The following is a 15,282-nucleotide window of genomic DNA, read 5'->3' on the forward strand; positions in this document are numbered from 1 at the left end:
CTACAGGTAATCACGATGCCACCTTCAGGGCTTACTCACCTATGCGCGTTCCCACCAAGCTCCGCCAGCGACTTTCCTACCACGGTATGACATGCAGCCTGCTGCTCGGCACGGCCACCACTGTCGGTGTGTTGTTATCCACGGGCGCCCTGGCCGCCAGCGCGGTGCAACACTACGTTATTGCGGCCGGCCCCCTGGATAACGCCTTGAGCCAATTTGCCGCCAAGGCGAATGTGATCCTGTCTTTTTCACCTCAACAAACCACACGTTTAAACACAGCAGGCTTGGAAGGTGACTACTCCGTGGACCAGGGTTTTGCGCTGCTGCTGCAAAACTCCGGTTTACAGGCGGTAGTCCAGGCGCCTGGCAGTTATGTCCTGCAGGCCGCTTCCACCGGCGAACTCACCCTCGCGCCCACCACAGTCAGCACTTATCAACAGGGCGGTTTCAATCAGGAGATTGCTGGGGATGTGGGCTACAAGGCGCAGAACAGCAGGGTCGGTACAAAGACCAGTACGCCGCTGTCGGAAACACCACGTTCGGTATCGGTCGTCACCGGCCAGCGTATCAAGGACCAGAAGTCGCAAACCCTGACCGAAGTGTTGGGTTACGTGCCCGGTATCTTTGCACCGCCCTTTGCCGCAGGTGATGGGCTGGCGGGCGATCTGTTCTTCATTCGAGGTTTCAATGCCACGGATTACGGCTACGGCCTGCTGCGAGATGGCCTGCGCGTACAAGGTAATCGGTACGACACTACCAGTGAGCCCTATGGCCTGGAGCGTGTCGAAATCTTCCGCGGCCCCTCTTCCCTGCTCTACGGTGAAAATGCGCCTGGCGGTCTGGTGAATCTGGTAAGCAAACACCCTACTGCTACGCCACAAGGTGAAGTGCAGTTGGGTTATGGCTCCAATAATCGGCGTCAGTTGGGTGTGGATATCTCTGGGCCGCTCAATGACAGCGGCAATATCCTCGGCCGGGTTGTGATGCTCGGTCGCAAATCCGATACGCAGACCGACCATGTGCCAGACGATCGCCTGTACATTGCGCCATCACTGACCCTGAATTTCGACGACTACAACACCCTCACCCTGTTGGCCAATTACCAGAAAGACCACACTAATTTGGAACTCGGCCTACCGGCTGCCGGCACCTTGCTTGCAAACCCCAATGGCAAGCTCTCCAAGCACACCATGCTCGGCGACCCGGATTGGAATACGTTCGAACGCGAAACCTGGAGTACCGGTTACGAGTTCAGCCACAGCTTCAACGATGACTGGCAGTTCCGTCAGAACTCGCGCTACATGCAGTCTCGCATCAACCGCCATGAAACCTGGCCCAGTGCCCTGAATAACCGCGGCTTTGGCACTCAACTGAACATGACCGCCTATGACCGCTACAACAAGTCGATGGTCTATTCGCTGGATAACCAGTTGGAAGGCAAATTCCAGGTCGGTGGCCTGGAAAACACGGTGCTGTTTGGCGCCAGTTATGACCGCACCTCGTTCAATCAGGATTGGGACGCGGGGTTTGCCGGCACTATCAATGTGTATAACCCGGTGTACCTGCGTGACCCGTTGACGCCGGTGGCGGTGCAAAACACCCTGCTCGAGCAGCAGATGAAAGGCGTTTATGCACAGATCCAGAGCAAATACGATCACTGGCTGTTCCTGCTCGGCGGCCGTCAGGACTGGGTCGACAGCGATTTCCGTGACAAGGTGAACAAGGCTGGCAATACCGGGTCCGAAGACCGCAAGTTCACCTATCAGGGCGGGGTGATGTACCAGTTCGACAACGGCCTGACGCCGTATGTCAGCTACTCCACTGCCTTTGTCCCCGTGCAGCAGATCTCCAACGCCGGCTCGCCCTTGAAACCGATCACCAGCAGCCAGTACGAAGTGGGCGTGAAGTACGAGCCGATCGGCTGGGATACGGCAATGACGGTGTCGGTGTATGACTTGCGCAAGGAAGACGACACTTACCTTGACGCCACCACCAATAGCTATCGCCAGGTAGGCGAAAGCCGGGCCAAGGGCGCTGAGGTAGAGGTCAACAGCAATCTCACGCCTAACCTGAATGTCACCGCAGCCTATACCTACACTGACGCGAGAATTACCAAGGATTCGGCGACGTCGTTGGTCGAGGGCCACCAGATGACCGGGGTTCCGCGTAACCAGGCCTCAGTGTGGGGCAAGTACCGCTTCTTCGATGGCCAACTCAAGGGCTTGTCCCTGGGCGGTGGCGTGCGTTATTTCGACAGTACCTTTTCCTACACCGCACCCACGCTGTATGGAAAGTTGGATGCAGGAAGCGTCACCTTGGTGGACGCAGCCGTTGGCTATCAGATCGACAAACACTGGTCTGTAGATGTGAACGCCAAGAACCTGTTCGACAAGGAATATGTATCTGGTTGCAACGATGCGGGCCGCTGCTATTGGGGTGACAGCCGTACCCTGCTCGGTACGGTGTCTTACAATTGGTAGGGCGCTGTGGATAACTCGGTTATTTACCGATGCAGAAGCTGGAAAAGATCCGCCCCAACAAATCATCGGAGCTGAACGCGCCGGTGATTTCGCCTAACAGCTGCTGCGCCTGACGCAGATCTTCCGCCAGCAGCTCCCCGGCGCCCGCCAGGGTCAACTGCGCCCGACCGTGCTCCAACGCTGCGCTCGCATGGCGCAACGCCTCCAGATGCCGACGGCGCGCACTGAAGCTGCTTTCCGAGGTCTGCTCGTAGCCCATACAGGCTTTGAGGTGCTCGCGCAGCAGTTCCAGGCCTTCACCGGCCGACTTCGCGCTCAGGCTGATCGTGACGTGGCCATCCGCGCTGGTTTCCAGCGCAATGGCCTCTCCCGTCAAGTCAGCCTTGTTGCGAATCAAGGTGACCTTGGCCGGGTCCGGCCGGTGCTCGAGGAATTCCGGCCACAGGGCGAAAGGATCCACAGCCTCGGGCGCCGTTGCGTCCACCACCAACAGCACCCGATCCGCTTCGCCGATGGCTTTGAGCGCGCGTTCCACACCGATCTTTTCCACCTGGTCGTCGGTGTCGCGCAAACCGGCGGTGTCTACAACGTGCAACGGCATGCCGTCGATGTGGATATGTTCGCGCAGGATGTCCCGTGTGGTGCCGGCAATCTCAGTGACGATGGCGGCTTCACGCCCCGCCAGAGCATTGAGCAAGCTGGATTTTCCCGCATTGGGCCGCCCCGCGATCACAACGGTCATGCCGTCTCGCAGCAAGGCCCCCTGCCCGGCTTCACGCAGCACTGTGGATAACTCATCGCGAACTTTATCCAGCATCGCCAGTACGTGGCCATCGGCGAGAAAGTCGATTTCTTCTTCTGGAAAATCAATCGCCGCCTCGACGTAGATACGCAGGCTGATCAACTGCTCGGTCAAGTTATGCACACGCAGGGAGAACGCCCCCTGCAGGGAGCGCAATGCATTACGTGCCGCTTGTGCAGAACTGGCTTCAATCAGGTCGGCAATTGCTTCGGCCTGGGCCAGATCCAGCTTGTCATTCAAAAATGCCCGCTCGCTGAATTCCCCTGGACGTGCCAGGCGGCAGCCCAATTGCAGGCAGCGTTGCAGCAACATATCCAACACAACCGGACCGCCGTGTCCCTGCAACTCCAGGACGTCTTCCCCGGTGAATGAATTCGGCCCAGGGAAATAAAGCGCCAACCCCTCGTCCAGCACGTTGCCGTCAGCATCCAGGAACGGGCCGTAATGCGCATAACGCGCCTTCAACTCACGGCCACTCATGGCTTTGGCTGCCACACTCGCAAGCGGCCCCGAAATTCTAACGATGCCGACACCGCCGCGACCTTGAGCGGTAGCGACAGCAGCGATGGTTTCACGAGGAGCGCTCATCAACAGGTTCCAGACCAAAAGTGACAGAAAGCAAAACGCCCCACTAGGGGGCGTCTTGAGTGGTTATCCACAGAGTAAGTTACGCAGAGGCTTTTGCGGTAGCCGCTTCGATCTTGCGTGTGATGTACCACTGTTGGGAGATAGACAACACGTTGTTGACCACCCAGTACAGCACCAGACCAGCTGGGAACCACAGGAAGAAGAAGGTGAAGATGATCGGCATCATTTTCATCACCTTGGCCTGCATCGGATCCGGCGGAGTCGGGTTCAGGCGCTGCTGGATGAACATGGTCGCGCCCATGATGATCGGCAGGATAAAGAACGGGTCTTTGATCGACAGGTCGGTTATCCACAGGATGAACGGCGCCTGGCGCATCTCCACGCTTTCCAGGAGCACCCAGTACAGCGACAGGAACACCGGCATCTGCACCAGAATCGGCAAGCATCCACCCAGCGGGTTGATCTTCTCTTTCTTGTACAGCTCCATCATGGCCTGCGACATTTTCTGCCGGTCATCGCCATGTTGTTCTTTCAGCGCCGCCAGTTTCGGAGCCACCGCACGCATGCGCGCCATCGACTTGTAGCTGGCTGCCGACAGCGGGAAGAAAATCCCCTTGATCAGCATGGTCAGGAAGATGATCGAGAAGCCCCAGTTACCCACAATGCTGTGGATATGTTGCAGCAACCAGAAAATCGGCTGGGCGATGAACCACAGGAAGCCGTAATCCACAGTCAGCTCAAGACCTGGGGACAACTCTTTCAGCACAGCCTGGCTTTTCGGGCCGGCGTACAGGATAGCGCTGGTTTCAGCCTTGGCGCCGGGTGCGACGGTCAACGCCGGGCCAGTGAAGCCAATGATGTAGTTACCCTGGCTGTCCTTGCGGGTTTGAACGAGGTTGGCCTCACCCTTGTTCGGGATCCAGGCGGTCACGAAGTAGTGCTGCAGCCAGGCAACCCAGCCGCCTTGCACGGTTTCCTTCAGCGAGCCCTTGTCGATATCTTTCATCGACACTTTTTTGTACGGTTCGCTACTTGTCCACAGGGCGGCGCCCAGGTAAGTCGCGGTGCCGGTGGCAGTGCTGGAAGAAGGATCGGAGCTGGCGTCACGCTTGAGCTGGGCAAACAGGTTGCCGCTCCATGGTTTGTCGCTTTCGTTGTCGATCAGGTAAGTGACCTTCAAGTCGTACAAACCACGGGTGAAGCTGAAGCGCTTGATGTAGTTGACGCCGTCGAGGCTGAATTTCAGGTCGACGTTCAACTGGTTCTGGCCATCAGCCAGTTGATAAGTCTTCTGCTCGGTCGAGTAAATCGGACGACCGGTAGCACGTGCATCCGGACCATTGGTGCCGGTCAGGCCGCTTTGCGCCAGATAAGTACGCTCACCACCGTTATCGAACAGTTGGAACGGAACATCCGGATGGTCTTGACGACGTGGATACAGCGGCAGTTTCAACTGCGCGATATCACCACCTTGTGGGTCGATAGCCAGGTCGAGCACATCCGTTTTGACGTGGATGAGATCTTTGTTGGTGACCACTGGCGTTTCTAAAGGGGCGCTTGTCTCGCCATTCGCGCTGGGAACATCGGCACTCGCGGACGCATTGTTACCCAGCGGGGTGTCCGGAATAGCCGGCGCAGCCTGGTTGGTAGCAACATTCTGAGTCGGCAGGGCAGCCTGGCCATAGTCCTGGTTCCACTGAAGAACCATGACGTAGGACACGATTGCCAGGGCGACGATCAGGATCGTGCGTTTAATATCCATGATTACTCGGCCATCGAAGAAGAACGGGAGGTAGGGATAGGTGGAACCGGGTCATAACCACCGGGATTCCACGGATGACAGCGACCTAAACGACGAAAGGTCAGCCAGCCACCGCGCAGAAGACCATGGTTTTCTATGGCCTCTAACGCGTAGCAGGAACAACTGGGGTAGAAACGACAGTGGTTGGCCATCAGAGGACTAATGGCATAGCGATAAAACTGGATCGGAACGAGGGCCAGTTTACGCATCAAGGCTGTCTACCCCTACAGTTTCGGTGCTGACTGCTGGTGCTGGCTTGTGGGTACGCGCCAAACGTTTCCAGAGCTTGCCGAAATGCTGAATCAATTCGGGGTTTTCTACATCCCCCAAGCCTTTGCGCGCGACGATAACAATATCCCAACCAACCAGAGTGTCCTGGTGGAGGCGAAACGATTCGCGCATCAGACGCTTGAGGCGATTGCGCTCAACGGAGAGCTTTACGCTCTTCTTGCCGATCACCAACCCGAGTCGGGGGTGATCCAGATCGTTGTTACGCGCAAGGAGCAGGAGATTTTTCCCCGGAACCTTGCCGGTGGGGGAGTCAAAGACTGCCTTGAAATGCCGGGGGGTTAGCAGACGCTTTTCCCGACTGAAGTCCTGACTCACCACCAGTACCGGATTATCAAACTGCCAGACGCGCACGACCTTTGGCGCGACGACGCGACAGGACAGCACGGCCGTTCTTGGTAGCCATGCGAGCACGGAAGCCGTGGGTGCGGGCGCGTTTGATGGTGCTTGGTTGGAAAGTACGTTTCATGGCGTTGTTACCTGGTTCGTCCACAACGGGCCGGAATGGCCCCCGTTTTAAGAGACCGGCGATTCTAGTGAAAGCAAGCCTCTAGGTCAATTTCCAACCAGCTTTTCCTTTAATTAGATCTCCACAGGCCATTGGCTCTTTTCTGTTCGCTTGGCTTCCAGTGCTCATGGGATAGATATAAAAATAAAGAAGGAAGTTATTTAAAGCTTTTCTGTAAAGCTTATAAAAGCTAGACACGCATTCAGCTGTGGATAACTGCCTTTAGGCCATATTCCACGTGATGTACAGAGAATGACAACACGGGGGAGAAACGGTGCTCTGCCTGTGCTGCGCTGTCGGATAAGCTGTGTGTGGAATGGGCTGTTATCCACAGGCTGGTTACCCACAGACTTTCGCCCCCACTTGTGCAACGATCTCAGGGCCGCTTATCCACAGAGCTTATGCACAGACCATTGGTCGCCTTTATTGCTGTTAAGACGTTGATTTTGGCTGGCCTGTGATCAAGCTACATGTGGATAAGTGGACGGCTCGCCGCTACAATGGCGGCTGTTTTTGCCTCACCGGCTTTCAACTTAGGGGATATCCGTGTCAGTGGAACTTTGGCAGCAGTGCGTGGAGCTTTTGCGCGATGAGCTGCCTGCCCAGCAATTCAACACCTGGATCCGTCCGCTACAGGTCGAAGCCGAAGGCGACGAGTTGCGTGTCTACGCACCCAATCGTTTTGTTCTCGATTGGGTCAACGAGAAGTACCTGAGCCGCGTTCTGGAATTGCTCGATGAACATGGCAACGGCCTCGCGCCCGTGCTCTCCTTATTAATAGGCAGCAAACGCAGCTCTGCACCTCGCGCTGCGCCGAATGCGCCATTGGCCGCTGCGGCGTCGCAAGCCCAGGCAGCCGCCGCACCGGCCGCCAGTGCGCCTGCTCCTGCTCCTGCTCCTGCACCGGCGTCATCCAAATCGTCTGCGAGAAAAAGCGCGCCAGAAAATGAAGAGCCGTCCCGCGACAGCTTTGACCCGATGGCAGGCGCCGCGTCCCAGCAAGCCCCGGTCCGCGCCGAACAGCGCACCGTCCAGGTCGAAGGCGCGCTCAAGCACACCAGCTACCTGAACCGTACGTTCACCTTCGAGAACTTTGTCGAAGGTAAATCCAACCAGTTGGCTCGCGCAGCCGCCTGGCAGGTCGCCGATAACCCCAAGCATGGTTACAACCCGCTCTTCCTTTATGGTGGCGTTGGCTTGGGTAAGACTCACTTGATGCACGCTGTGGGTAACCACCTATTAAAGAAGAACCCGAATGCCAAGGTCGTGTACCTGCACTCGGAGCGTTTCGTGGCAGACATGGTCAAGGCCTTGCAGCTCAACGCGATCAACGAGTTCAAGCGGTTCTACCGCTCGGTTGATGCGTTGCTGATCGATGACATTCAATTCTTTGCCCGTAAAGAGCGTTCCCAGGAAGAGTTTTTCCACACCTTCAACGCCCTGCTCGAAGGTGGCCAGCAGGTCATCTTGACCAGCGACCGTTATCCGAAGGAAATCGAAGGCCTGGAAGAACGCCTGAAGTCGCGCTTCGGCTGGGGCCTGACTGTTGCGGTAGAGCCGCCGGAGCTTGAAACCCGCGTCGCGATCCTGATGAAAAAGGCCGATCAGGCCAAAGTCGATCTGCCACACGATGCCGCCTTCTTTATCGCCCAACGCATCCGCTCCAACGTGCGTGAGCTCGAAGGTGCACTCAAGCGGGTCATCGCGCACTCACACTTCATGGGCCGCGACATCACCATCGAGCTGATTCGCGAATCCCTCAAAGACTTGTTGGCGCTGCAGGACAAACTGGTGAGTGTGGATAACATCCAGCGCACCGTGGCCGAGTACTACAAGATCAAGATTTCCGACCTGTTGTCCAAGCGCCGTTCGCGCTCGGTTGCACGTCCCCGTCAGGTGGCCATGGCGCTCTCCAAGGAGTTGACCAACCACAGCCTGCCGGAAATCGGTGATGTGTTTGGCGGACGCGACCACACCACGGTCTTGCACGCGTGCCGCAAGATCAACGAACTTAAGGAATCCGACGCGGATATTCGCGAGGACTACAAGAACCTGCTGCGTACACTGACTACTTGATGACACCAGCGCAGCTTATTAAGGCAAGGGACTAGACCATGCATTTCACCATTCAACGCGAAGCCCTGTTGAAACCCCTGCAACTGGTCGCAGGCGTCGTCGAGCGCCGACAGACCTTGCCGGTGCTCTCTAACGTATTGCTGGTCGTCGAAGGCCAGCAATTGTCCCTGACCGGTACCGACCTGGAAGTCGAGCTGGTCGGCCGTGTACAGCTGGAAGAACCCGCCGAGCCTGGCGAGATCACCGTGCCGGCGCGCAAGCTGATGGACATCTGCAAAAGCCTGCCGAACGATGCGTTGATCGACATCAAGGTTGATGAAGCCAAGTTGGTCGTCAAGGCCGGCCGCAGCCGCTTCACCTTGTCCACCTTGCCGGCAAATGATTTCCCGACGGTTGAAGAAGGCCCGGGTTCTCTGACGTGCAGCCTGGATCAGAGCAAGCTGCGTCGCTTGATCGAGCGCACCAGCTTCGCCATGGCTCAGCAGGATGTACGCTACTACCTCAACGGCATGCTGTTGGAAGTGTCGGAAGGTATTATCCGCGCGGTGGCCACCGACGGTCACCGTCTGGCGATGTGTTCGATGCGTGCCGATATCGGCCAACCGGATCGTCACCAGGTGATCGTGCCGCGCAAGGGTATCCTTGAGCTGGCGCGTCTGCTTACAGAGCCGGAAGGCAACGTCAGCATCGTGCTGGGGCAGCACCATATCCGCGCGACTACCGGCGAATTCACTTTCACTTCCAAGCTGGTTGACGGCAAGTTCCCGGATTACGAGCGCGTGTTGCCTAAAGGTGGCGACAAGCTGGTGCTGGGCGATCGCCAAGCGCTGCGTGAAGCGTTCAGCCGTACCGCGATCCTGTCCAACGAGAAGTACCGTGGTATCCGTCTGCAACTGGCCAACGGTCAGTTGAAAATCCAGGCGAACAACCCGGAGCAGGAAGAAGCGGAAGAAGAAGTGGGCGTTGACTACAACGGCGGTTCGCTGGAAATCGGCTTCAACGTGAGCTATCTGTTGGACGTACTGGGTGTGATGACCACCGAACAGGTTCGTCTGATTCTGTCGGACTCCAATAGCAGCGCCCTGGTGCAGGAATCCGACAACGATGACTCGGCTTACGTAGTCATGCCGATGCGCCTGTAACCATGCTCAGCAGAAGCTAGATGTCCCTCAGTCGCGTCTCGGTCACCGCGGTGCGCAATCTGCACCCGGTGACCTTCTCCCCCTCTCCCCGCATCAATATCCTCCACGGCGCTAACGGCAGTGGCAAAACCAGCGTGCTGGAAGCCATTCATCTGTTGGGGCTTGCCCGTTCCTTCCGCAGCGCTCGCCTGTTACCCGTCATCCAGTACGAACAATTGGCGTGCACGGTGTTTGGCCAGGTCGAACTGGCGGAAGGTGGGCATAGCAGCCTGGGCATATCCCGAGATCGCGGTGGAGAGTTCCAAATCCGCATTGACGGGCAAAATGCTCGCAGTGCCGCGCAGCTGGCGGAAATTCTGCCGCTGCAATTGATCAACCCCGACAGCTTTCGTTTGTTGGAGGGTGCCCCGAAAATCCGCAGGCAATTCCTCGATTGGGGAGTGTTCCACGTGGAACCACGTTTCATGGCCACGTGGCAGCGCTTGCAGAAGGCCCTGCGGCAGCGGAACTCATGGCTGCGGCATGGTACACTTGACGCCGCTTCGCAAGCGGCCTGGGACCGTGAACTGTGCCTGGCCAGCGACGAAATAGATGAATACCGCCGCGCCTATATCAAAGCCTTGAAACCAGTCTTTGAGCAGACCTTGAGTGAGTTGTTGGACCTCGAAGGGCTGACGCTGAGCTACTACCGTGGTTGGGACAAAGAGCGTGAGCTGAGTGCAGTGCTCGCGACGTCCCTGCAGCGGGATCAGCAAATTGGCCATACCCAGGCCGGGCCACAACGGGCTGATTTGCGCCTTAGATTAGGCGCTCACAATGCTGCGGACATTTTGTCCCGTGGCCAGCAGAAGTTGGTGGTGTGCGCACTGCGTATTGCCCAGGGCCACTTAGTGAGCCAAGCCCGGCGCGGTCAGTGTATTTATCTGGTGGACGACTTGCCGTCGGAACTCGACGAGCAGCACCGCCACGCGCTATGCCGCTTGTTGGAAGAATTACGCTGCCAGGTGTTTATCACTTGTGTAGACCACGAATTATTGAGGGAAGGCTGGCAGACGGAAACGCCAGTCGCTTTGTTCCACGTGGAACAAGGCCGTATCACCCAGACCCACGACCATCGGGAGTGAAGGCATGAGCGAAGAAAACACGTACGACTCGACCAGCATTAAAGTGCTGAAAGGTTTGGATGCCGTACGCAAACGTCCCGGTATGTACATTGGCGACACTGATGACGGTAGCGGTCTGCACCACATGGTGTTCGAGGTGGTCGACAACTCCATCGACGAAGCTTTGGCCGGTCACTGCGACGACATCAGCATCATCATCCACCCGGATGAGTCTATTACCGTGCGTGACAACGGTCGCGGTATTCCAGTAGACGTGCACAAAGAAGAAGGCGTCTCGGCGGCGGAGGTCATCATGACCGTGCTCCACGCCGGCGGTAAGTTCGACGACAACTCCTATAAGGTCTCCGGTGGTTTGCACGGTGTTGGCGTTTCGGTAGTGAACGCACTGTCCGAAGAGCTGATCCTGACCGTGCGCCGTAGCGGCAAGATCTGGGAACAGACGTACGTCCACGGTGTTCCACAAGAACCGATGAAAATCGTCGGCGACAGTGAAACCACCGGTACCCAGATCCACTTCAAGCCATCGGCTGAAACCTTCAAGAATATCCACTTCAGCTGGGACATCCTGGCCAAGCGGATTCGTGAACTGTCGTTCCTTAACTCCGGCGTGGGTATCGTCCTCAAGGACGAGCGCAGCGGCAAGGAAGAGCTGTTCAAGTACGAAGGCGGCTTGCGTGCGTTCGTTGAATACCTGAACACCAACAAGACTGCGGTCAACCAGGTGTTCCACTTCAACATCCAGCGTGAAGACGGCATTGGCGTGGAAATCGCCCTTCAGTGGAACGACAGTTTCAACGAGAACCTGTTGTGCTTCACCAACAACATTCCTCAGCGCGACGGCGGTACTCACCTGGTGGGTTTCCGTTCCGCACTGACGCGTAACCTGAATACCTATATCGAGGCCGAAGGCCTGGCCAAGAAGCACAAAGTCGCCACCACCGGTGATGATGCGCGTGAAGGCCTGACCGCGATTATTTCGGTGAAAGTGCCGGATCCCAAGTTCAGCTCCCAGACCAAAGACAAGCTGGTGTCTTCCGAAGTGAAGACTGCCGTTGAACAGGAAATGGGCAAGTATTTCTCCGACTTCCTGCTGGAGAACCCGAACGAAGCCAAGCTGGTCGTTGGCAAGATGATCGACGCTGCACGTGCCCGTGAAGCGGCGCGTAAAGCACGTGAGATGACCCGTCGTAAAGGTGCGCTGGATATCGCTGGCCTGCCGGGCAAACTGGCTGACTGCCAGGAGAAGGACCCTGCCCTCTCCGAACTGTACCTGGTGGAAGGTGACTCTGCTGGCGGTTCCGCCAAGCAGGGTCGTAACCGTCGCACCCAGGCCATCCTGCCGTTGAAGGGTAAGATCCTCAACGTCGAGAAGGCGCGCTTCGACAAGATGATTTCTTCCCAGGAAGTTGGCACCTTGATCACAGCGTTGGGCTGCGGTATCGGCCGCGACGAGTACAACATCGACAAGCTGCGCTACCACAACATCATCATCATGACCGATGCTGACGTCGACGGTTCGCACATCCGGACCCTGCTGCTGACCTTCTTCTTCCGTCAGTTGCCGGAGCTGATCGAGCGTGGCTACATCTACATCGCCCAGCCGCCGTTGTACAAAGTCAAAAAAGGCAAGCAAGAGCAATACATCAAAGACGACGACGCCATGGAAGAGTACATGACGCAGTCGGCTCTGGAAGATGCCAGCCTGCACTTGAACGATGAGGCTCCGGGTATCTCCGGTGAAGCGTTGGAGCGTCTGGTTAACGACTTCCGCATGGTGATGAAGACCCTCAAGCGTCTGTCGCGCCTGTACCCTCAGGAGTTGACCGAGCACTTCATCTACCTGCCAGCCGTCAGCCTGGAGCAACTGGGCGACCACGCGCACATGCAGGATTGGCTGGCCCAGTACGAAGTGCGTCTGCGCACTGTCGAGAAGTCCGGCCTGGTGTACAAAGCCAGCCTGCGTGAAGACCGTGAACGTAACGTATGGCTGCCAGAGGTCGAACTGATCTCCCACGGCCTGTCGAACTACGTCACCTTCAACCGCGACTTCTTCGGCAGCAATGACTACAAGACCGTAGTAACGCTGGGCGCGCAACTGAGCACCCTGTTGGACGACGGCGCTTATATTCAACGTGGCGAACGCAAGAAGCAGGTCAAGGAATTCAAGGAAGCCCTCGATTGGCTGATGGCCGAAAGCACCAAGCGCCATACCATCCAGCGCTACAAAGGTCTGGGTGAAATGAACCCGGATCAGCTGTGGGAAACCACCATGGACCCTGCTCAGCGTCGCATGCTGCGCGTGACCATCGAGGACGCCATTGGCGCGGACCAGATCTTCAACACCCTGATGGGTGATGCGGTCGAGCCTCGTCGTGACTTCATTGAAAGTAATGCCCTGGCGGTCTCCAACCTGGACTTCTGATTCTGATAGTCTGCTGAACCCAAAAGGCCAACGCTATGCGTTGGCCTTTTTTATTGGGTGAATATCCGCTGTCTGCTGAATGCTCCACGTGGAACATTCTGGTTTTCAGCCCTGTTGCGAGGGCACCGCTACACTTTCCAATCGGTAACCGTACCCATAGATCGTCAACAGCTGCCACCCCCTATCCGCGGTCAGTCCCAACTTATTACGCAGTCGATAGATATGCGTATCGAGCGGCCGCGACGACACCATTTCTTCGTGGGTCCAAAACCGCTCATAGAGATACTCTCGGGAAAGCGGTCGGGCCAGGTTGGCAAACAAGCAACTGGCCAGACGGTACTCGCGTTCGGTGAGGTTGATCGGTTTGCCCGCCCGGGTCACGGTCAACTCCGCATCATCAAAGGTCAGGTCGTTGAAGCTCTGCACTTCATGGTTGGCTGATTTCTGCAGGCCGTGGCGACGTAGAACCGCCGTCACCCTCGCCTTCAGTTCATTGGGACGGAAGGGCTTGCTGACATAATCATCGGCACCACTGTTCAGCGCAGTGACGATATCGCTCTCTGCATCGCGGCTGGTCAGCATGATGACCGCAGGCGGCGACTCCATGTGTTCACGGGTCCAGCGCAACAGAGCAATACCGCTGATATCCGGCAATTGCCAATCGAGTATCAACAGGTCGAAGGTTTCCCGGCGCAATTGGCGTAGCAGGTCTTCACCGCGTTCGAAGCAGTGCAGGGTCCAGGGTTGTTCGGCGGTGCTGGGGATTTGTCGCAGTGTCTGTTCCACCCGTCGCAGTTCCGCGGGTTCGTCATCCAGTATTGCGACACGCATGGGTGGGTCCTTTCTTCTTGAAAAATACGGCAGCCGTCAGCCGGGTTAGTGATGGGCACGTACTGCGCAGATGCCGGTCTCTGAATCTGAAGAATTGTGTTCAGATCCGTCGACCCCTTGGATCTCTCGGTACGCTGGCATCAATGTGCGATTAACCCATTGAAAGTCCTTGATACCGATGTGGGAAAGATACCGGCTCCCGCCCATAAGGAAAAGGATCAGCCGACGCATGCGCTGCCGTACACTCCTGCGTGCTGGTGTCAGATACCTTCTGGAACCCAATCTTGATGAGCACCATGATCCTTTCTTCGAACCGCCTGTGCCGCGCCCTCCCCTCATTGTTGATCATGGCTGTCGGTTCTGCAGGGGCGGTTGGCAAGACGCGCACGCCTTATATCGATGATCACATGCTGTGTCGCCCCCAGCCCCTGCCGGCGGTGGTTCAGCATCTCACCGGGGAAGCCTGGAAAATTGATACCAAGGGCCAGGCGAGCCTTTTGCTGGAAGGCATGACCATTGATGAACAGGAAGGCGTGAAGACCTCGGCGTCGGCGTTTGTCAGCCTGTTGCTCGGTGACGGATCCCGCGTGGTGTTGCCCGCAAGTTCACAGGTTCGATTGCATCTGGAGCGCAAGCTGTCGATTCCCCAGGTTGTACTCGAACAAGGTCAGGCGGAAGCGTATGTGATCAAGCGTACCAGCGACCATGATCGTTTTCAGATCGTGACCCCCGTGGGGGTGTTGGGCGTACGCGGCACGCATTTCCGGGTGCGTAACGACGCAGAGCAATCGCTGCTCGAAGTGTTGGATGGGCAGGTTGCCGTCAGCCGCGAGGCGAAAAACCAGCCGATGGAACAGGAGGTAAAAATCGGTGCCCGGCAAGGTCTGCTGTTCAGGAAGCAGGGAGACCTGAAACCGGTTGAGCTACTTGCTGCACCGAAGCTCGTGGGTCAGGACGGCCAGAAAGGCGATGCGCCGGTCTGGAGCCTGTACCTCCGGCCTTTGCCCGGAGCCCAGCGATACCGGGCACAGGTCGCTACCGACAAAGCCTTCATGGACATCAAGCAGGAAAACTTTTCCAGTGCGCCGAAAATGAGCTTCACTGGGCTCAAAGCCTCGTTCTACCACGTGCGCCTTTCGGCCTACGATGAAAACGGGCTGGAGGGAGAAACCGGGGTCTATGACATCTTTTACTACCCACCCACCACCCAGGCACATTGA

At 57.2% G+C, this 15,282-nt stretch carries 12 protein-coding genes; 6 read left to right on the plus strand and 6 right to left on the minus strand.

From position 1 onward, the window contains the following. The first annotated feature begins 41 nt into the window (after positions 1–41). Positions 42–2,480 (plus strand): TonB-dependent siderophore receptor, encoded by a 2,439-nt coding sequence (locus BFN10_RS18495; protein ID WP_071490887.1) that lies wholly within the window; start codon positions 42–44, stop codon positions 2,478–2,480. A gap of 19 nt (positions 2,481–2,499) precedes the next feature. On the opposite strand, the gene mnmE is transcribed toward BFN10_RS18495, so the two are convergent. The 5 genes from mnmE to rpmH form a co-directional block, all read right to left on the minus strand. Beyond that, positions 2,500–3,870 (minus strand): tRNA uridine-5-carboxymethylaminomethyl(34) synthesis GTPase MnmE, encoded by a 1,371-nt coding sequence (gene mnmE / locus BFN10_RS18500; RefSeq protein ID WP_071490888.1) that lies wholly within the window; start codon positions 3,868–3,870, stop codon positions 2,500–2,502. Between the two features lie 79 nt (positions 3,871–3,949). After that, complete coding sequence (yidC, locus tag BFN10_RS18505) at positions 3,950–5,632, minus strand: membrane protein insertase YidC (protein ID WP_071490889.1); 1,683 nt, start codon at positions 5,630–5,632, stop codon at positions 3,950–3,952. Between the two features lie 2 nt (positions 5,633–5,634). Beyond that, positions 5,635–5,880 (minus strand): membrane protein insertion efficiency factor YidD, encoded by a 246-nt coding sequence (gene yidD / locus BFN10_RS28900; RefSeq protein WP_003213574.1) that lies wholly within the window; start codon positions 5,878–5,880, stop codon positions 5,635–5,637. Further along, positions 5,873–6,280: a ribonuclease P protein component gene (gene rnpA / locus BFN10_RS28905; RefSeq protein ID WP_020302575.1), complete on the minus strand. Its 408-nt coding sequence runs from the start codon at positions 6,278–6,280 to the stop codon at positions 5,873–5,875. Before rnpA ends, yidD begins: the two co-directional genes overlap by 8 nt. A 13-nt stretch (positions 6,281–6,293) precedes the next feature. Next, positions 6,294–6,428 (minus strand): 50S ribosomal protein L34, encoded by a 135-nt coding sequence (gene rpmH, locus BFN10_RS28910; protein WP_003213577.1) that lies wholly within the window; start codon positions 6,426–6,428, stop codon positions 6,294–6,296. A gap of 585 nt (positions 6,429–7,013) precedes the next feature. On the opposite strand from rpmH, the gene dnaA reads away from it, so the two are divergent. The 4 genes from dnaA to gyrB are packed head-to-tail and all read left to right on the plus strand — an operon-like array spanning position 7,014 to position 13,231. Beyond that, positions 7,014–8,543: a chromosomal replication initiator protein DnaA gene (gene dnaA / locus BFN10_RS18515; protein WP_071490890.1), complete on the plus strand. Its 1,530-nt coding sequence runs from the start codon at positions 7,014–7,016 to the stop codon at positions 8,541–8,543. Between the two features lie 38 nt (positions 8,544–8,581). After that, complete coding sequence (gene dnaN / locus BFN10_RS18520; RefSeq protein ID WP_058424368.1) at positions 8,582–9,685, plus strand: DNA polymerase III subunit beta; 1,104 nt, start codon at positions 8,582–8,584, stop codon at positions 9,683–9,685. 20 nt (positions 9,686–9,705) lie between these two features. Further along, positions 9,706–10,809, plus strand: a complete 1,104-nt coding sequence (gene recF, locus BFN10_RS18525) for a DNA replication/repair protein RecF (RefSeq protein ID WP_058424369.1) — start codon at positions 9,706–9,708, stop codon at positions 10,807–10,809. Between the two features lie 4 nt (positions 10,810–10,813). Further along, positions 10,814–13,231 (plus strand): DNA topoisomerase (ATP-hydrolyzing) subunit B, encoded by a 2,418-nt coding sequence (gyrB, locus tag BFN10_RS18530; RefSeq protein ID WP_025854386.1) that lies wholly within the window; start codon positions 10,814–10,816, stop codon positions 13,229–13,231. Positions 13,232–13,336: 105 nt separating this feature from the next. Here the strand turns inward: gyrB and BFN10_RS18535 are convergent, their stop codons facing one another. Continuing rightward, positions 13,337–14,062, minus strand: a complete 726-nt coding sequence (locus BFN10_RS18535) for a response regulator transcription factor (protein WP_071490891.1) — start codon at positions 14,060–14,062, stop codon at positions 13,337–13,339. 287 nt (positions 14,063–14,349) lie between these two features. Here BFN10_RS18535 and BFN10_RS18540 point away from each other — a divergent pair, with 287 nt between their 5' ends. After that, positions 14,350–15,282 carry a FecR family protein gene (locus BFN10_RS18540; RefSeq protein ID WP_071490892.1) on the plus strand — a complete coding sequence of 311 codons (933 nt, stop codon included), beginning with the start codon at positions 14,350–14,352 and terminating at the stop codon, positions 15,280–15,282.

Origin of the sequence: Pseudomonas extremorientalis (assembly GCF_001870465.1) — a bacterium.
Classification (GTDB): Bacteria; Pseudomonadota; Gammaproteobacteria; order Pseudomonadales; family Pseudomonadaceae; genus Aquipseudomonas; species Aquipseudomonas extremorientalis.